Annotated in this window: 22 protein-coding genes; 4 read left to right on the top strand and 18 right to left on the bottom strand. The window is 70.9% G+C overall.

Annotation, left to right across the window (positions count from 1 at the left end; genetic code table 11):
• The 3 genes from JHD21_RS12045 to JHD21_RS12035 form a co-directional block, all read right to left on the bottom strand.
• The coding region (locus JHD21_RS12045; protein ID WP_292675373.1) for an MCE family protein at nucleotides 1-1,060 on the bottom strand (1,060 nt) is incomplete at its 3' end.
• A gap of 5 nt (nucleotides 1,061-1,065) precedes the next feature.
• Nucleotides 1,066-1,920, bottom strand: a complete 855-nt coding sequence (locus JHD21_RS12040; protein ID WP_292675370.1) for an ABC transporter permease — start codon at nucleotides 1,918-1,920, stop codon at nucleotides 1,066-1,068.
• Complete coding sequence (locus JHD21_RS12035) at nucleotides 1,920-2,693, bottom strand: ABC transporter permease (protein ID WP_292675366.1); 774 nt, start codon at nucleotides 2,691-2,693, stop codon at nucleotides 1,920-1,922. The genes JHD21_RS12040 and JHD21_RS12035 overlap by 1 nt, the downstream gene beginning before the upstream one ends.
• A gap of 145 nt (nucleotides 2,694-2,838) precedes the next feature.
• On the opposite strand from JHD21_RS12035, the gene JHD21_RS12030 reads away from it, so the two are divergent.
• Entirely contained in the window at nucleotides 2,839-3,399 is a 561-nt protein-coding gene (locus JHD21_RS12030; RefSeq protein ID WP_292675363.1) for a DUF1707 domain-containing protein, read from the top strand.
• Nucleotides 3,396-4,061: a potassium channel family protein gene (locus JHD21_RS12025; protein ID WP_292675360.1), complete on the top strand. Its 666-nt coding sequence runs from the start codon at nucleotides 3,396-3,398 to the stop codon at nucleotides 4,059-4,061. The genes JHD21_RS12030 and JHD21_RS12025 overlap by 4 nt, the downstream gene beginning before the upstream one ends.
• A gap of 1 nt (nucleotide 4,062) precedes the next feature.
• On the opposite strand, the gene JHD21_RS12020 is transcribed toward JHD21_RS12025, so the two are convergent.
• The 6 genes from JHD21_RS12020 to JHD21_RS11995 form a co-directional block, all read right to left on the bottom strand.
• Nucleotides 4,063-4,428 carry an MmcQ/YjbR family DNA-binding protein gene (locus tag JHD21_RS12020; RefSeq protein ID WP_292675357.1) on the bottom strand — a complete coding sequence of 122 codons (366 nt, stop codon included), beginning with the start codon at nucleotides 4,426-4,428 and terminating at the stop codon, nucleotides 4,063-4,065.
• A 40-nt stretch (nucleotides 4,429-4,468) separates the two neighbouring features.
• Entirely contained in the window at nucleotides 4,469-4,972 is a 504-nt protein-coding gene (locus JHD21_RS12015; protein ID WP_292675354.1) for an SRPBCC family protein, read from the bottom strand.
• Nucleotides 4,969-5,289, bottom strand: a complete 321-nt coding sequence (locus JHD21_RS12010) for a metalloregulator ArsR/SmtB family transcription factor (RefSeq protein ID WP_292675351.1) — start codon at nucleotides 5,287-5,289, stop codon at nucleotides 4,969-4,971. The genes JHD21_RS12015 and JHD21_RS12010 overlap by 4 nt, the downstream gene beginning before the upstream one ends.
• 89 nt (nucleotides 5,290-5,378) lie before the next feature.
• Nucleotides 5,379-5,999, bottom strand: coding sequence for a DUF4396 domain-containing protein (locus JHD21_RS12005; RefSeq protein WP_292675348.1), 621 nt, complete (start codon nucleotides 5,997-5,999; stop codon nucleotides 5,379-5,381).
• A gap of 58 nt (nucleotides 6,000-6,057) precedes the next feature.
• Complete coding sequence (locus tag JHD21_RS12000; protein ID WP_292675345.1) at nucleotides 6,058-6,429, bottom strand: metalloregulator ArsR/SmtB family transcription factor; 372 nt, start codon at nucleotides 6,427-6,429, stop codon at nucleotides 6,058-6,060.
• Between the two features lie 49 nt (nucleotides 6,430-6,478).
• Nucleotides 6,479-7,150 (bottom strand): DUF305 domain-containing protein, encoded by a 672-nt coding sequence (locus tag JHD21_RS11995; protein ID WP_292675343.1) that lies wholly within the window; start codon nucleotides 7,148-7,150, stop codon nucleotides 6,479-6,481.
• Between the two features lie 65 nt (nucleotides 7,151-7,215).
• On the opposite strand from JHD21_RS11995, the gene JHD21_RS11990 reads away from it, so the two are divergent.
• Nucleotides 7,216-7,395, top strand: coding sequence for a hypothetical protein (locus JHD21_RS11990; protein ID WP_292675340.1), 180 nt, complete (start codon nucleotides 7,216-7,218; stop codon nucleotides 7,393-7,395).
• Between the two features lie 29 nt (nucleotides 7,396-7,424).
• On the opposite strand, the gene JHD21_RS11985 is transcribed toward JHD21_RS11990, so the two are convergent.
• The 3 genes from JHD21_RS11985 to JHD21_RS11975 all read right to left on the bottom strand — a co-directional run bounded on the left by JHD21_RS11985 (nucleotide 7,425) and on the right by JHD21_RS11975 (nucleotide 10,303).
• The gene (locus JHD21_RS11985) at nucleotides 7,425-8,582 is read right to left on the bottom strand and encodes a sulfotransferase (RefSeq protein ID WP_292675338.1); all 1,158 of its coding nucleotides are present in this window, start codon (nucleotides 8,580-8,582) and stop codon (nucleotides 7,425-7,427) included.
• A complete protein-coding gene (locus JHD21_RS11980) occupies nucleotides 8,579-9,610 on the bottom strand; it encodes an NADPH:quinone oxidoreductase family protein (protein ID WP_292675335.1) in 1,032 nt (343 codons plus the stop codon). Before JHD21_RS11980 ends, JHD21_RS11985 begins: the two co-directional genes overlap by 4 nt.
• A 66-nt stretch (nucleotides 9,611-9,676) precedes the next feature.
• Nucleotides 9,677-10,303: a TetR family transcriptional regulator gene (locus JHD21_RS11975; protein WP_292675331.1), complete on the bottom strand. Its 627-nt coding sequence runs from the start codon at nucleotides 10,301-10,303 to the stop codon at nucleotides 9,677-9,679.
• Between the two features lie 100 nt (nucleotides 10,304-10,403).
• Between JHD21_RS11975 and JHD21_RS11970 the strand changes: the two genes are divergently transcribed.
• On the top strand, nucleotides 10,404-12,833 hold the full coding sequence (locus JHD21_RS11970) for an ATP-binding protein (protein WP_292675328.1): 2,430 nt from the start codon (nucleotides 10,404-10,406) through the stop codon (nucleotides 12,831-12,833).
• A gap of 21 nt (nucleotides 12,834-12,854) precedes the next feature.
• On the opposite strand, the gene JHD21_RS11965 is transcribed toward JHD21_RS11970, so the two are convergent.
• From JHD21_RS11965 to JHD21_RS11940, 6 genes are all read right to left on the bottom strand, one after another.
• Nucleotides 12,855-13,415 (bottom strand): hemerythrin domain-containing protein, encoded by a 561-nt coding sequence (locus tag JHD21_RS11965; protein WP_292675325.1) that lies wholly within the window; start codon nucleotides 13,413-13,415, stop codon nucleotides 12,855-12,857.
• 34 nt (nucleotides 13,416-13,449) lie between these two features.
• Nucleotides 13,450-14,721, bottom strand: a complete 1,272-nt coding sequence (locus JHD21_RS11960) for an MFS transporter (RefSeq protein WP_292675322.1) — start codon at nucleotides 14,719-14,721, stop codon at nucleotides 13,450-13,452.
• Between the two features lie 49 nt (nucleotides 14,722-14,770).
• Entirely contained in the window at nucleotides 14,771-15,343 is a 573-nt protein-coding gene (locus JHD21_RS11955; RefSeq protein ID WP_292675319.1) for a hypothetical protein, read from the bottom strand.
• A 427-nt stretch (nucleotides 15,344-15,770) separates the two neighbouring features.
• Nucleotides 15,771-16,535 (bottom strand): Ltp family lipoprotein, encoded by a 765-nt coding sequence (locus JHD21_RS11950; RefSeq protein WP_292675315.1) that lies wholly within the window; start codon nucleotides 16,533-16,535, stop codon nucleotides 15,771-15,773.
• Between the two features lie 95 nt (nucleotides 16,536-16,630).
• Entirely contained in the window at nucleotides 16,631-17,065 is a 435-nt protein-coding gene (locus JHD21_RS11945) for a VOC family protein (protein ID WP_292675312.1), read from the bottom strand.
• On the bottom strand, nucleotides 17,065-17,246 hold a 182-nt coding region (locus JHD21_RS11940; protein WP_292675309.1), incomplete at its 5' end, for a UvrB/UvrC motif-containing protein. The genes JHD21_RS11940 and JHD21_RS11945, both read right to left, overlap by 1 nt.

Here is a 17,246-nt window from a genome sequence, read left to right as displayed (position 1 = left end):
GGTCCGGGAGCCCCTGGCACCAGGGGCCGTTGCCCACCTCGCCGTACTCGGGCAGGTCGTCGGCCGTGTAGGCGCGGTACTGGTTGGTGCCGAACTCGATGAACTGCTTGATCTCGTTGCCCTCGAAGGTCCTCGACAGGATCGGCTCGTAGCGCGCGGCACCCTTGAGCAGGCAGGGGAACTCCGGCGAGTAGACGGCCAGCAGCTTGAGCAGGGGCTCGCTCACCCGGCCGATCTCGATCAGGTTGGCCTCGTTGTCCCCCAGCACCCGGGTGGAGGTGGTGGCCAGGCCCGTCAGGTCGGAGAAGAAGACGTCGAGATCCGCTCGTCGCTCGACGACGGTGCGGGCGGTCACGGTCAGGTTGCGCAGCACCGCCAGCAGGTCGGGCGCGGCCAGGTCGTAGGTGTCGGCGACGTCCGCGAGCCGGACCAGGTCCTCACGCAGCGTCGGCAGGCTGGGCGAGATCTCGGCGAGGTAGGTCTGCAGGTCGTCGAGGGTCGTGCCCAGCTGCTCCCCGCGCCCCTCCAGCGCCGAGGCCAGGGCGTTGAGCGTCATGTTGAGGTCGGCGGGTCGCACGGCACGCAGCAGCGGGAACAGGTCGGCCAGGATCTGGCTGAGCTCGACGTTGGTGTCGACCCGGTCCTTCGGGATGACGTCCCCGTCCTCGAGCGAGGCGCTGGCCGCGTCGTCAGGCATCACGAAGGAGATGAACTTCTGGCCGAACAGTGTGGTCGGGAGGATCTCGACGGTGACGTTCTCGGGGATGTCGTCGGCCGCCTCGGGGCGCAGCGCGACGGTGATCTCGGCGTTCTTGCCGTTCTGCTCGATCCCCCGCACCTGCCCGACCAGCGCCCCGTTCACCCGCACGTCGCCGAACTTGGCGAGCTGCAGTCCCGCCCGGTCGGCCTGGATCGTGATCATCGTGTTGCGCTCGAAGGTCTTCTGGTAGATCGCGATCGAGAACGCGATCAGCAGGGAGATCACCGTCAGGAAGGCGACGCCGGCCACCAGCAGGCGGTTGTGCTCGCGCCTGCTGTCGTGGTGGATGTTGACCAACATGGCGGCTACCCCGTGATCCGCACGGTGGTGGTGGAGCCCCAGATGGCGAAGCTGAGGAAGAAGTCGGCCACGACGATCGTCACGATGCTGGTGCGGATCGCCCGCCCCACGGCCTGCCCCACGCCGGCCGGGCCGCCCGACGCGGTGTAGCCGTAGTAGCAGTGGATGAGGATCACGGCCGCGGCGAGGAAGAGCAGCTTGCCGAACGACCACAGCATGTCGATCGGCGGGAGGAACTGCAGGAAGTAGTGGTCGTAGGTGCCCGGGGACTGGCCGTAGATGAGCGTGACGATCAGCCGCGGCGACAGGTACGACGCGCACAGCGCGACGACGTAGAGCGGGATGACCGCGATGAAGGCCGCGATCATCCGCGTGGTCACCAGGAAGGGCAGGGACGGGATCCCCATGACCTCGAGGGCGTCGATCTCCTCGGAGATGCGCATCGCGCCGAGCCGCGCGGTGTAGCCACAGCCGACGGTGGCCGCCAGCGCGATGGCGGAGACCAGGGGCGCCACCTCGCGGGTGTTGAAGTAGGCGGAGATGAACGCGCTGAACTTGGCCACGCCCAGCTGGCTCAGCGACGCATAGCCCTGGATCCCCACCTCGGTGCCGGCGAAGAACGCCAGGAACGCGATCACGCCGACGGTCCCGGCGATGAGCGTGAGGCCACCGGCCCCGAAGGTCACCTCGGCCAGCGTGTTGGTGATCTCGCGGGGGTAGCGCTTGATCGCCCGCGGCACCCAGAGCAGCGCCTTGACGTAGAAGAGCAGCTGGTCGCCGTACCCCTCGAGGGAACGGCGCGGCGTGGCGACGGCCGACCTGGCGACCGAGCGGACGACGGAGCTGTTGGCGCTGCTCATCAGAGCCCCGGGGGTGGGACGACTTGGAAGTAGATGGCGGTGATGATCGCGTTGAGGAAGAACAGCAGCATGAACGCCACGATCACCGCCTCGTTGACCGCCCGCCCGACACCACTGGGACCGCCACCGGCGTTCAGCCCCTTGTAGGCGCCGACGATGGCCGCCAGCCAGCCGAAGACGGCCGCCTTCACCATGGCGATGTAGAGGTCCGGCAGCGTCGCCAGCGCCGTGAAGGACGACAGGAAGGCGCCTGCGGACCCGCCCTGGACGATGACGGTGAAGAAGTAGCCGCCGCCGATGCCCGCCGAGATCACGATGCCGTTGATCATCAGCGCCACGAACGTCGTCGCCACGACCCGGGGCGCCACCAACCGCTCCAGCGGGTCGACGCCGAGCACCTCCATGGCGTCGATCTCCTCGCGGATCTTGCGAGCGCCCATGTCCGAGCAGATCGCGGAGCCGGCCGCCCCCGCGATGATCAGCGCGGCCGCGATCGGCGCCGCCTCGCGGACCACGGCCAGCACGGCCGTGGCGCCGGCGAACGACTGGGCTCCGAGCTGACCGGTCAGGTTGCCCACCTGGAGGGAGATCACCGCGCCGAACGGGATCGACACCAGGATCGTCGGCATCAGCGTGACGCTGGTGATGAACCAGGCCTGCTCGATGAACTCCCGGAACTGGAACGGGCGCGTGAAGATGATCTTCGTGACCTGGACGACCATGGCCGCCATCTCGCCCGGTCCCCTGATGACCGATGCAGCAGTAATCGCCATCGGTCACCTCCCCCGTGCTGCGACGGCCGTCACACACTAGAACGCGTTCCTGTTCTGTTCCAAACGCCTCTCCCGGTGACAACGCTCCGAAGCCGGGAACGACACGGGTCGAGGTACGCCGAAGTGTGTCCCTAGGATCACTTTTGTGGAAGGGGAGGTCTGGGGTGCGTTCGGCCACGACCCGCGTGACCCTGCCGTCGCCTCCCTGCGGGCCTCCGACGCCGACCGCGAGGTGATCCACGGAGTGCTCGCCGAGGCCTTCGCCGACGGGCGCCTGGACCGGGCGGAGTACGACGAGCGCAGCACGTCGGTCCTCGCCGCGCGCACCCTGGGCGAGCTGCCGCCGGTCGTCGCCGACCTGGTGCCGAGCCTGCCGGTCCGCACCTCGTCCGGCCGGGTGCCGCTGGTGGCGGCGACGCCGGGCGACATCCAGCGTCGTGCCGAGGAGAAGTGGCGAGACGACCGGCGCAACGCGTTCTTCGGCTTCGTGGGCCCGACGGTCGTCTGCTGGACGATCTGGTTCGCGGTGGGGTGGGAGGAGGGCACCTTCCACGGGGGCTTCCCCTGGCCCGCGATCGTCATGGCCGTGACGTTCCTCAACCTGCTCAAGACGGCCACGAGCCGGGGGCCGATCGTCGCCTCCGAGGTCCGGCGCCTGGAGGAGAAGCAGGCCAAGGCCCTCGAGAAGAAGCAGCGCGACCAGTGAGACGCGTCCTCGCCGCGATCTGGCGGCACCCGTCCGGCATCTTGCTCGTCGGTCAGCTCGTCGTGGTCCTGCTGTACCCGTTCCTCGACACCTCGACGGCCGGGCGCGCGGTGCTGGGCGTGGCGCAGATGGCCCTGGTGTTCACCGCGGTGATGGCGGTGCGCCGCACCCCGGCGCTGAGCCGGGCGGGCGTCCTCCTGGGCGGCCCTGCGATGGTCTTCGCGGTGCTCGAGGCGATCGAGCCGAGCGTCGACTGGATCGTCCTCGCCTCGGCCGCCTTCCACGTGCCGTTCTACCTCTACGTCTCGTACGCCATGATCCGGTACCTCTTCCACGACGACCGGGTGACGCGCGACGAGCTCTTCGCCACGGGAGCCGCCTTCACCGTGGTGGCGTGGGCCTTCGCCTACATGTACGCCGCCGTCCAGGTCCTGGACCCCGGCTCGTTCGTGAACTACGCCGGTGACGAGGAGCTGCCGTGGTTCGAGCTCCTCTACCTGTCGTTCACCACGCTCACCAGCGTGGGCCTCTCCGACGTCGTCCCGGTCATGAACCACGCCCGGTCGATCGTGATGGTGGAGCAGCTGGCCGGGGTGCTCTACGTCGGTCTGGTCATCGCCCGGCTGGTCGGGCTGACCGCCCGCGGGCGCCGGGTCGAGTGACTCAGGTGTCCCAGCCGTCCGGCTGCAGCTTCTTCGGCAACCCCTCGACCACCAGCCGGTAGGACTCGTCCACGGCCTCGAGGAGCTCCTCGTCGGGGATCCCGCGGCCCATCGTCAACGTGTTCCACCCTGAGCGGCCGATGTAGCGCATCACCTCCGCGTCGTCGGGGTGTCGGTGCAGCCACTCGTCGGCGACCTCCCGGGTCCGGCCCGACTTCACGCCGACCGTGTCCGCGCCGAGGAACGCGAAGATCTTGCCGCGCTCCCCCGGGCCGACCTTGATCACCGGGTGCTCGTGCCCCCACGGGTTGTCCGGCCAGGCGCCTGGCTTGGCCAGGCAGTACGCCTGCATCCGGGCGACGTCCATGGGGGGCAGGCTAGACCTCCCGGCGTACCTGCGCCGTGGCTCAGCCCGGCTGTTCGGCGTCCACCCGGGCAGGTCCGTGGGTCAGCGCCGCGAACCTCGACAGGTAGAGCGGCCAGCCGTCGGGCGCCTCGACACCGGCAGCCATCGACTCCCAGCCGTCGCCGTGCCGGTCGAGGTGCCGGTGGACCAGGGTGACCCGGGTGCGCCGCTCGCCCTCGGCGGTGAAGGTCACCTCGACCTCGCTCGTCCGGTTCAGGTCCGACGTCACCTGCCAGTCGGGCCCGATGTCCCAGCTGAAGGCGATGGTGCGCGGCGGGTCGAAGGCCAGCACCCGGCCCCACCGACAGACGCTCCCGTCGACGCCGCGGTCGTAGACCGCCCCGCCGACCTCCTGCTCGAGCACGGTCTGCTCGATGGGCACGGCCAGCATGTTGTGCTCGCGCGGCTTGATCCGGTCCAGGTCCGCGAAGACCCAGAACGCGTCCTCGCGGGGCAGGTCGACGACGACCTCGTGCCGTACCGATCCGTCGGTCTCCATGGTCATCCGATTCCTCTTTCCTCGTCGGTGGACGCGGCGGCCAGGTTGCCGAGGGCGTCCGACCAGAACTGGTCGAGCTGCCTGCGGTACCTGGCCAGCCGCTGGACGTCGATGCTGTAGACGCGGTTCCGGCCCTGCTGGGCGTCCTGCACGATCCCCGCGTCCCGCAGCACCTTGAGGTGCTGGCTCACCGCCGGCCGGCTGATCGGCATCGCGCCGGCGAGCTCGGTCACCGTGCAGGGACCCTCCGACAGCCGCTCGATGATCGACCGACGGCTCCCGTCACCCAGGAGGGCCCACGCGTCCAATGGGTAAGTGGTCACGAACACGTAAGTTAGCGCTTACGCGTTTGGGTGGCAAGACCCCCGGGTGCTGTTTCCGACCGCCGTCCGGGCTCGCGGGACCGACCGCTTCAGCCGCGAGCCGCCGGCAGGGCCTCCCCGTGGGCCGGCGCCGGCGCGTCGTCCGACTCCAGCTCGTCGGCGATCGAGACCACGAGGCCACCGAGCATGAAGCTGATGATGACCGCGGCCAGGGTCGTCGAGGCCAGGTCGGGGATGAACCGCCGGGCCCCGGTGGTCGCCGCCGGGCGGCCGTGGAACTCGTGGGTCAGCGCGTGACCCTTGCCCCGCTGGAGCAGGTAGCGATTGACGGGGTACGCCGCGAGGAACGCCACCGAGAGGGCGATCATCATGCCGACCCAGAAGACCGGGTTGACGAGCCCCGCGTCCATGGCGCCCGGGATCACGGCCATGACCGCGTTGTCCACGACCTCCATGGTCAGGATCGACAGCGTGTCCGCCGCGAGCACCACGGTGAGGGCGGCACCGACGCCGAGCCCCGCCTTGAGCAGCGGCAGCGTCGACAGGGCGTAGCCGAACAGGAAGGCCAGCCCGACCGCCAGGGCAATGGTCGGCAGGGTCGCCAGGCCGATGGCCGTGCCGATCATCAGACCGACGATCTCACCGATGGCGCAGCCGGTCAGGCAGTGCAGGGTGGCGCTGGCCGCCATCCGGTTGACGTTGCCGCCCATGTCGTGGCCGGCGTGGTCGGTGTGTGGGTGTCGTGCCCGTGGTGGTCGTGTCCGGTGGTCATGACCGTCCCTCCTTCGATGCGATGGTGAGCAGCTGGCGCAGGCAGTGGTCGAGCAGCTCCTGGGGGAAGTCGTCGGCCAACCGGTAGTAGATGACCCGGCCGGCCCGCCGGGACCGGACGACGCCGTCGGCCCGGAGCAGCTTGAGGGCGTACGACGACTGGTCCATCGAGACGCCCACCGCCAGGGCCAGGTCGCCGACGCAGAGCTCGTCGGCGGCGAGCAGGCTGAAGAGGATCCGGAGCCGGACCGGGTCGGCCAACAGCCCGAGCAGGTCGCTGAGGCGGTCGGCGTCCTCCCGGGAGAGTCCGGACGCCTGGGCGCGGGTGACCGCGGCCGCGTCCACGGGATGTGCGTGCGTGGAGTTCATGTCCGTACAACCGCACGGACGTACGGATATTCCGGCGTCAGCCGGAGATCTACGAGAGCAGGCCCTCCATGGTCTCGATCTCGGCCGCCTGCGCGGTCTCGATCTGCTCCGCCAGGGCCACCGCGGGCGGGTAGCGGCCGTCGTCCTGCTCGGTGCGGGCCATCTCGATCGCGCCCTCGTGGTGCTCGACCATCATCTCGAGGAACAGGTCCTGGAAGTCGGCATCGGTCGCAGCCGCGAGCTCGTCCATCTGCTCGTCGCTCATCATCCCCGGCATGTCCATTCCGGTGTCGTCCCCGTGCTCCCCGTCGTCGCCGGCCTCGCCGTCGTCGCCGTGATCGCCGCCGTGGTCGTCCTCGGCGTTCACGTGGTCACGCACGGTGGCGGGGACGGGCTCGCCCCACTCGGTCAGCCAGTCCGTCATGGTCTCGATCTCGGGACCCTGGGCCGCGCGGATCGCCTCGGCGAGGGCCTGGACCTCCGGGTCCAGCGACCGCTCGACGGTCAGGTCGACCATCGCCAGGGCCTGGGCGTGGTGCTGGATCATGTCGCTCGCGAAGGCGACGTCCGCGGCGTTGTGGTCGGCCCCGGTGCCCGCGGAGCCGGCGCCGTCCTCGTCCGAGTCCTCGCCGCAGCCGGTGAGCAGCAGACCGGCAGCGAGGGCAAGGGCTGCGACCCCGTGACGACGACGACCTCTTCGACCTGCAGTAGACCCGGACACCGGGTCATCGTACGGTCGTCAGGGCGGCGTTCCCCCCGGGGTCCCCAGGCAGGAGGAGGCGTGCGGTGACGGCTCTGCTCGTGCTCGCGCTGTTCGTGGGACTGGTCCTCGCGCTCTCGGCGACGACCCGGCGGACCCGGGCCTCGGCGCTCGGCTGCTGCGCGCCGGCCGACCCCCGCAGCGACCTGCGCATGCGGGCGGCCTTCCACGCCGAGGGTGCCGACGAGGGTGCCGCCGAGGGCTGACTGCGCCGCCATCGCTCCGCTCGTCCGCGTCAGCCGGCGGGCGCCTCGCGGGGGACCGCGTAGCGCTCCACGTAGCCGGAGAACCGCTCGCGCAGCTCGTCCTCGACCAGGCCGTAGGACTCCAGGTCGTAGCTGTGCACGCCGAACGCTCCTCGAGGACGGTCCTGCACGTGGGCGGCGATCGCGTCCATCGCCTGGTCCGTGGCCTCGATGCCGAGGGCGCCGTACAGCCGGCGCACAGTGCCCACGGGGTCGGTGACCAGGTCGGCGTACTGCACGTGGTGCAGCCGGCCGGGATGTGCGCCGTCGAAGGCGTCGATGCGGGCGATGCAGTCCTCGAGCGTCCGGGTCCAGTGCTCGCGGATGTAGGGCCGGTGGTCGGCGTCGCTGAACGCCGACGACATGGTGTGGATGAGGCTGGACACCGAGGCGGTGAGGGTGACCGGGTCGCGGTGCAGCACGACCAGCTGAGCATCCGGGTAGACCGCCGTCAGCGCGTCCAGCGCCAGGGCGTGCCCGGGGCTCTTGAGGGTCCAGCGGCCCTCGCAGCCGTTGCTCTGGAGCACCTGGAGGACGTCGCGGTGGTAGCCGTAGCCGGCGGTCAGGTCGGACGAGCGCCACCACTCGGCGTACGACGGCACGTTGGCCAGTGCCTCCCACGAGATGCTCTGGAAGGCCTGCCCCAGCACCGCGATGCACTCGGTCGGCGCGTCGGCGTCCTCGTGGTGGATCGCCCGGATGCCGGGGTTGATGGCCTCGAGCATGTCGACGCCGGCCTGCCCGGCCTCGACCCGTGGTCCGGTGCGCAGCTCGTGCGGCGCCGGCGGCGGGACCGAGTCCCCGGACTCCCAGCGCAGCAGGGCCCGGTTGTCCGGGTCCTGGTCGAGCAGGTTGGAGATGAGCGTGGTGCCGGCCCGGAAGAGGCCGACGACGACGACCGGGGCCTCGATCGGGCGCTCGCGGACCTCGGGGTGCCGGGCGACGTGGTCGGCCACCCGGAGCCGGTTGGCCAGAGCGGCGACCAGCGCGCCGTGCACCACCAGGCCGCCGAGCTCGCTGAGGTCGGCCTCGGCGTCGCAGGCCTCGACGTACGCCGCGAGGCCCGCGAGCGCGACCTCGCCACCGTCGCCGAGGTCGTCCAGCCCGGTCTGCTCGCAGGCCTCGGCCAGGACCTGGTCGGCGTTCACGCCGCCGGGCCGATCCGGACGACGGTGCGACCGGACGTGAGGCCTGCGGCGTGGTCGGCCAGCGCCCGGCCGACGCCGTCCATCCCGATCCGGCGCCCGATCTGCGGCCGGACCGCCCCGCTGGCCACCAGCTCGCAGAGACGCTCGTGCACCCGGCGGCCGGTCTCGGGCGGGAAGGCGTTGATGCCGAACTGCCGGAACGCACGCGGGGTGTCGAAGTAGGCCAGCAGCACGCCCATCACGGTGAGGTTGAGCATGGACACCTTGCGCAGCGGCCGCCCGGTCATGCCGGACTGCGCGTCGTCGTTGAAGCCGACCGCGAGGTAGCGGCCGCCCAGGGCCGCGCAGGTCCAGATCGCCTCGGTGGCCTCGCCGCCGATGGGGTCGAAGACCACGTCGGCGCCGCGGTCGTCGGTGTCGTCCATGACCGCTGCGAACAGGTCGTCCCTGCGGTGGTCGAGGACCACGTCCGCGCCGAGCTCGCGGCACACCTGCCCCTTCTCGGGGCCTCCTGCGACCGCGATGACCCGCGCGCCCGCGGCCTTCGCGAGCTGGATCGCGGCCGTCCCGACCGCGCTGGCACCGCCACGCACCAGCACGGTCTCTCCGTCCTGGAGTCCGGCGCGCTCGTGCAGTGCCAGGTAGGACACGTGGAACGGCAGGGTGAAGGCAGCCGCCTCCTCGTCGTCCAGCTCAGGTGGCGCGTCGAAGACCGTCCCGGCGACCGCGAGCTCGGCCAGGCCGCCCAGTGACTGCTGGGCGATGCCGACGACCCGCCGGCCGACCCACTCCTCGAGGCCCTCCCCCGCCGACTCGACGACCCCGGCCATGTCCATGCCGAGGGTGAACGGCGGCTCGGGCGTCACCGCGGCCACCCCGCCACGACACCGGGCGACGTCACCGAAGTTGAGTGAGCCGGCAGCGACCCGCACCAGCACCTCCCCCGGTCCCGGCGTCGGGGGCTCGACCTCGCCGATCTCGACGACGTCCTCGGGCTCACCGAACCGACCGACCCGTACCGCTCTCATGCCCAACCTTTCGCAGGATGGGGCGGACCGTACTAAGAGGTCTCTTTAAGGGTCAAGGGGTCTCGTTCAGATTCCGGCGGTGGGGGCCGTCAGCATCGCCGCGGTGGTCTGCACCAGGTTGGCCACGAACCGCTCCGACGGCAGCTGCGGCCGTCCCGGGCGGTCCGCTGCCCGGGCCCGCCTCGCCACGGCGCCCAGGATGTACGCCGTGGCCAACGCGAACCGCTCGTCGCGGAGCGCGCCGTCCATGGGCGGCAGCCGCTCGACGAGCAGGTCGAACACGTCGTACCCGCCCGTGTGCCGCAGCGCCGCCGCCACCTGCTCCCCCAGGGCGTCCTGGTCCTGCTCGACCAGCTCGCCGACGATCGACAGGTAGGCACTACCGCGCCACCCGGTCTCGGCCAGCTCGACCGCCGGGCGGACGATCGCCTCGACCACGCGGGCCACGTCGTCCGGCGGGGTCGTGCGGGCCACCTGCAGCAGCTGTCCCTCACGCTCGGCGAGGAACCCCGACTGCTCCTCCAGCACCGCGACGAGCAGACCCTCGCGACCTCCGAAGTGGTAGTGGACCGCTCCGCGGTTGCGCTGTCCGGCCTGGCGGGTGATCTCGACCAGCGACGCACCGGCGACCCCCTGGTCGGCGAACGCGCGCAGGGCCGCGTCCAGGAGGCGCTGCCGGGTGCCGGAGGTCACGCGGAGAACCTAAGCCTGGATCCAGGCCGAATCATCCTGGGGTCACGGTTGAGGCAATGCGCGGCAGGCGGGGCGCGCGAGAGATAGCGTCGTACGGAGCATGGACATGGACCTCACCGACCTCTACCGGGACATCGTCGAGACCTCGCCGGACGGCATCTGGGTCATCGACCTGGAGGGTCGCACCCTCTACGCGAACCCCGAGATCGCCCGCATCCACCGGATACCGGTCTCCGAGCTGGGAACCCTGAGCGTCTTCGACACGCTCGACGAGCAGGGGCGCGAGCAGTTCGCCGCGCATCTGGAGGACCTGCGCCGGCACGGCACGCTCAACGAGACCGATGTCGAGGTGCACTGGGTGCGCGCCGACGGCGAGGGCACCTGGACGCTGTGCAAGGAGACCGCGCTGCGGGACTCCCAGGGTCGGATCGCCGGGCTGCTCCACCGGCACAGCCCGTACGAGGACCGGCGGACGCTGATCGAGTCGCTGCGCGCCCACGAGGAGGCCCTCGCCGACGAGATCAGCCAGAAGCAGCTGCTGCAGGCCGTCGCCAGCACGGCCAACGAGGCGACGACCCTGGTCGACGTGCTGCGGCACGCGCGCAGCCTCATCCTCCTGCACGACGACTGGGAGCGGGCCCGGGCGTTCGTGCCGGAGGGGCCGGACAGCACCACCATGGTGCCCTTCTACGCCTGGGAGTCCGACCGTGATGAGGACCAGGGTGACCCGCGGGTGGCCGCTGAGCTCCTCCTCGCCCAGCGGTGCGCCGACTCGGGCGGGATCGTCTGGGACGAGCGCCGGCTCACGATGGCCTTCCCGATCCTGCTCGACGACGACGTCTACGCCGTCATCGTGATCACCTCGGCGCCGCCTCTCTTCCGGTTCGAGCTGATCGAGTCGATGGCCAGGCAGGTGGCCCAGCAGCTCGCCCGGGTCGCCGAGCGGGAGCGGGCCCAGGCCCAGCTCGCCCAGGCCCGCGACGAGGCGATGGAGGCGTCCCGCCTCAAGTCGGAGTTCCTCGCCACGATGAGCCACGAGATCCGAACTCCGCTCAACGGCGTCATCGGGCTCAACGACCTGTTGCTGCGCACCGACCTGGACGAGGAGCAGACCCGCCTGGTCACCGGGCTGCTGGTGTCGGGTCGGGCGCTGCTCGGCATCATCAACGACGTCCTCGACTTCTCCAAGATCGAGGCCGGCCGGCTCGAGCTCGAGTCGATCCCGTTCGAGGTGGCTCCCCTGCTGACCGAGGTCGTCGCCGTGCAGGCCGAGGGCGCCCGCGACAAGGGCGTCGGCGTCACCGTCACCTGCGCCGACGGGCTGCCGGACGCCCTCACCGGAGACCCCACCAAGGTCGCCCAGGTCGTGACCAACCTGGTCGCCAACGCGGTCAAGTTCACCACGGCCGGCTCCGTGTCGGTCGAGGTCGGCGGCGAGCCGGCGTCCGAGGAGACGTGGCTGCTGCGGGTCGTGGTCAGGGACTCGGGCGTGGGCGTCAGCAAGGCCAAGGTGTCACGGCTGTTCGAGCCGTTCGTCCAGGCCGACTCCTCGACCACGCGGCTCTACGGCGGAACGGGCCTCGGGCTCGCGATCTCCCGGGAGCTCGCCTCCGCGATGGGCGGCGACATCACCTACGACCCCAACCCCGGCGGAGGGAGCGTCTTCACGTTCACCGCCGTCCTCGACCGCGCTGCCTTGGAGGAGGTCGTTCCGCTGATGACCCACCTGGACCACCAGTCGTTGTCCCCGCCGCCCGGCTCCGCACCTGACAAGGGGGTCGTGCTGGTCGTGGAGGACAACCCCGTCAACCAGCTGGTCGCCTCCGGCATGCTCACCGCCCTCGGCTACGGCGTGGTCACCGCGGAGGACGGTCATGCCGGGGTGGCGGCGGCCGCCCAGGGCGCTTTCGCCGCGATCCTCATGGACGTCCAGATGCCTGGGCTCGACGGGTACGCCGCCACCCGGGCGATCCGCGCGGCCGAGTCGGGGTCGCGGACCCCGATCATCGCGATGACGGCGGCCGCCGTCGACGGCGTCCGCGAGCGGTGCCTGGACGCCGGCATGGACGACTTCCTCACCAAGCCGGTCGACGTCGACCGGCTGTCGACGACGCTGGAGAGGTGGTGCACCGACGCGTCCGACGGGGCGTCCTCGCTGGTCCGGCTGGACCTCGAGCGACTCGAGGAGCTGCGTGCCCTGGACGGCGGGACCGGAGAGACCTCCTACGTCGCGCGCGCGATCGGCAACCTTCTCCGGAAGGCACCCGTCGACCTCGAGACGATGGCCGAGGCAGCGGCGGCGGGTGACTCCGAGCAGCTCGGTGCCACCTCGCACCGGCTCGCCGGCGCCGCCCTCAACCTCGGGGCCAACCACGGCGGTGAGGCCGCTCGGCAGCTGGAGGACGCGGTGCGCAGCGGCGTACCACTCTCCGACCTGTCGGACCGGCTCGACGAGGTCCGGGACCTCCTCACCGCCGACCTCCGGGCGCTCGCGGACTTCCGGGACACGCTGGTCGCGTCCGCCCCGTAGTCCTCCGCGGGGTGATCCGGGCTACTCGTCGTCCTGGTCCTCGTCCAGGAGCCCCTTGCGCCGGGCCCGCGCCACCAGCTCGCGGATCTGCTCCGCAGACCCGCAACCCTCGTCGATCTGACGGTTGCGCTCGGTCGCGAACGCCTCGCCGAGCTGGGCCCGGACCCGTTCGCCCACCTCGTCGCGGGCCGGGTTGAGGATCGTCAGCTCCTCCTCCGTCAGGTGGTGGTTGAGCACCTTGGCGAGCTCCTCGACGGCGTCGTCGAACGCGTCGGTGTCGGTCCCCTTCAGCTCCAGGACGGCGAGCAGGGCCTCGTGACCCTCCGCGTGCTCGTGCTCCCCGTGCTCGGCCTCCTCCTGCGAGATCGCGTCCTTGCGCTCGAGCTTGGGGTAGACGTGCGTCTCCTCGGCGATGGCGTGCGCGGTGTGCAGGGTGGCGAGGGCCCGCCGTACGGCGTCCCGGTCCGAGGAGCTGTCGCGCAGGTCGCGCAGCAGGGTCTCGAAACGTCGGTGGTCGTCGAGGATGAGCTCGACGACGTCACCGGAGACAGGTCGGCCGAGGTCGATGGGGGTGCTGGTCATGCGGGCAAGGTACCCACCGGCGGCGACCACTGGCTCAGCCCTCGGCTCGCGCCTGCGCGGTCAGCTCCTCGCGGTCGACGACCGCCCGGACCCGTCGCCGGTAGCGCCAGACCTGCAGCAGGCCCAGCGCCCAGACCGGGTACTGCGTGGCCATCGCCAGCTGGAACGCCCGGGGCGAGTAGTCGGAGCCACCGCCCGGTGTCTGCCAGTCGAGGACGACGCCGATCGCGACGACCACGACGAGGCTGGCCGCGAAGCCGGCCTGGTTGATGATTCCGTTGGCGCTGGCCAGCCGCTCGGCCGGGTTGGAGGTGCGCGCGAGGTCGAAACCGATCATCGACGCGGGCCCGCCGATGCCGATCACCTGGGTCAGCAGGACCAGGAGCCAGAACGGCGCCGGCCCGGGCCAGAGCAGGACCGCCGTCCACACGCCGACGATCGCCCACACGATGGCGAGCACCGTGGTCGAGCGGTGCCAGGGGTGCCTGCCGATGACCCAGCCGATCGTCGGGCCGCTGTACATGATGGCGACCACCACCAGGCTCAGCAGCAGGCCCGCCCGCGCCGGCGACAGTCCCTCGCCACGGACCAGGAACGGGAACCCCCACAACAGGGTCATCGCCGTGGCGCTGAACTGGCTGACGAAGTGCATCCAGAACCCCAGCCTGGTCCCCGGGTGTGACCACGACGCCGTCAGGCTCGAGCGCACCGCCGCGAACGTCAGCTGCGGACCCCGCCGGCTGCGTCGGTCCGGCGCGTCGTGCACGACCACCGCGACCGCCACCGCCACGACCACGCTGACCGCCGCGGCGACCAGGTAGGCGCGGGTCCAGCCGAGGTTGCCCAGTGCCCAGGTCATGGGGGCCGCCGCCGCGATGGCGCCCAGCTGCCCCAGCGTCCCGGACAGCGCCGTGAGCAGCGGGACCCGGCGACCCGGGAACCAGCTGACGACCAGCCGGAGCAGGCAGATGAAGGTCATCGCGTCGCCGAGGCCGACGAACAGCCGGGCACCCAGGGCCGCAGCGTACGAGTCCGCCACGGCGAACCCCGCCTGGGCCGCCGTGAGCACGACGGCGCCGCACAGGATCACGTTCCGGGGCCCGAACCGGTCGACCAGGAGGCCCACGGGGATCTGCATACCGGCATAGACGAGGAGCTGGAGCATCGTGAACGTCGCCAGCTGGGCCGCGGTGATGTCGAACCGGTCAGTGGCCGCGAGCCCGGCCACCGCGAGCGAGGACCGGTGGAAGATCGCGAGCAGGTACGCCACCAGCGCCACGCCCCACACGGCCCAGGCGCGCCTCACCCCCCGACCGTACGACGCGCTCCGCCCGGTGCTGGACCCAGGTCTGGGCTCAGGCCACCGGCCGCTCGCGGCCGACGTGACCCCAGTCGACCCGGCCGAGCAGGACGATCCCCACCAGCATCGCCACCTGCAGCACCACCCCCCACGGCGAGGTGATCGAGGCGAGCAGGGTCTCGCCGGTGTCGGTCTCGCTGAGCGTGTCCGCGGTCTTGGAGTAGACGGTGTAGCTGACCGTGCGGCCCGCGAAGAACGCCGCGGTCAACGGGAGCAGCCGCACCGACATCAGCCCGGCCGCCTCGAACAGCTGCGCCGAGGGCACCGGCGACACGGCGAACAGGGCCAGCCCGGCCAGGGACCGGCCACGGTTCGCGGCGAGCCGCTCCCCCGCGGCCTCGGCGTTGACCCGCCATCGTGCCGGCAGCCGCTTGCCGAGCCGCCTCGTCACCATCGCCAGGACCAGACGACCGCTCGCCGCGCAGACGGCACCCACCACGACCAGCCCGGGCAGCCAGTAGTCGCCGTTGAGGTGGAACAGCACCAGGACTGCCCAGGTGGGCGGCCCGAACGCCGGCAGCAGGTTGATGCCGAACACGGCCGCCGCCAGGAGCAGGTAGGCCTCCACGCGCACAGCATCGCGCAGCCAGCTTCCGCCCGGTCAGGGCCGAAGTGCCTCTGGCGTCACGCCGACCTCCGGGGCGGCGACCACGTGGCAGAAGACTGGGCGACGCCGACGCGATCGATCCGCAGGCGAGGCGCTTCGTTGAGACATTCAGAAAGAAGTGGACATTGTCCGCGGAGCACGGAACACCATCGCCCACGCTGGGGATCTGCCTGAGGAGGATCTGCGTTCCGCAGCGGCTATCGCCGAAGATCTGCTGACAATCTGAAATGGGCGATCGAGTCTCGACCAGGACTGACGTGCTGCGGAGCAACTGGTCGGCCTAGTCGTCCGACGGGTGGCCCGGTGGTGTTGGCAGCCCAGCACCGGACCGCCACGGGGCCTGGCCCGTCGCCCCGTTCTTGGCGGGGCGACGGATCAGGGTCATGCGTTAGAGACCCACCTTGTCGGCTGCGTACTCGGCCTCCGCCAGGGTGTACATATCTCCAGCGGACGAGGTCAGCTGTTGGATGAGTCCGTCGCGGGAGAACGACGTGAACTCCAGATATTGCTCGGCCGATTCCACCGCCTCTTCCCTCCAGTCCACGTCGAGTTGGTTCACGGCGAACACGGCGTCGGCCTTGGGGTAGTTGTCGCCCGCAGGTGAGGAGAGCTGGCGGATCAGGCCCTTCTTGGAGAAGCCCGCGAAGCTCAAGTAGTTCTCGGCAGCCTCGATGGCGTTTTCCTGCGAGGCGGTCAGTTCTGGCTCTGGCTCTGGCTCTGGCTCTGGCTCTGGCTCCGGCTCCGGCTCTGGCTCATCCCCCTCGGACGGGGCTTCAGCGTCGGGAGTGGAGTTCTCGGTGGAGGACGACCCGTTGTCGTCGTTCGCGGTGTTGTCGTCGTCGCCGCCCCCGCTGCCTCCCGCCGCAATAGCGATGATGAGGATCAGTACGCCGCCCGCGAGCCACCATCGCTTCTTCTTGAACCAGGGGCGGGACGCCTTCGCGTAGGCCTTGGCCGCCTTGCCCTCCGCCTTGGTGTTCTTCGGCTGCATTGCCGCTGTGGGCGCTTGTGGGGCACCCCCAGGCGGGGTCGCGCCTACGCCTTGAGTGGCCTCGGACCATGACGACCCGTCCCACCATCGTGTGTTGCCCTGCCCGTCCGGATACCAGCCTGGAGGGGTGCCTGAGTTCCCGTTCCCCGTGTTGTCGGTCATGTCCGCACCATAGGCCAGAATTGGACGGCTGTTTGGGCGTTCCGTTCGATTCGCAGGACCGTCAGTGAGGGCATGCGAACGGGCAATGAGCCCGTTCAGTCTAGGCAGAACTCGTTGTCCTCGGGGTCCCGCATGACCAGGTGGCCGGCGGCCATCGGTGGGCTCGGCTCGTGCCGCTCGACCCGGGTGGCACCCAGGGCGACGAGGCGCTCGCCCTCCGCCTCGAGGGCGGCCATCCGGTCCTCGCCCGCGAGCCCGGGCGCGGCCCGCACGTCGAGGTGGACCCGGTTCTTGGCCGCCTTGCCCTCGGGCACACGCTGGAAGAACACCCGCGGGCCGTTGCCGTCGGGGTCCTCGCAGGCCGAGGCGCTGTTGCGGAGGTGCTCGGGCAGCGTCTCCCGGAAGGCGTCCCAGCTCTCGAAGCCCGGTGGCGGGGGCGGCATCACGTAGCCGAGGACCTCGCACCAGAACTCGGACAGGGACCGCGGGTCGGCGCAGTCGAAGGTCACCTGGATCTCTCGAGCGGGCACTACTTCGTCGCCTCCATCATCTGGCGGAGCTCCTTCTTGAGCTCGCCGATCTCGTCGCGCAGCCGGGCGGCGAGCTCGAACTGCAGCTCGGCGGCGGCGCCCTTCATCTGGTCGTTGAGGTCCTGGATGAGGTTGGCCAGATCGGCGCTCGGCATCCCGGCCAGCTCGGCCGCGTGGCCGC

This window comes from Nocardioides sp., assembly GCF_016462705.1.
GTDB lineage: Bacteria > Actinomycetota > Actinomycetes > Propionibacteriales > Nocardioidaceae > Nocardioides.
The sequence above is the reverse complement of the archived record's forward strand: the minus strand, read 5'-3'. Positions and strand labels throughout refer to the sequence as shown.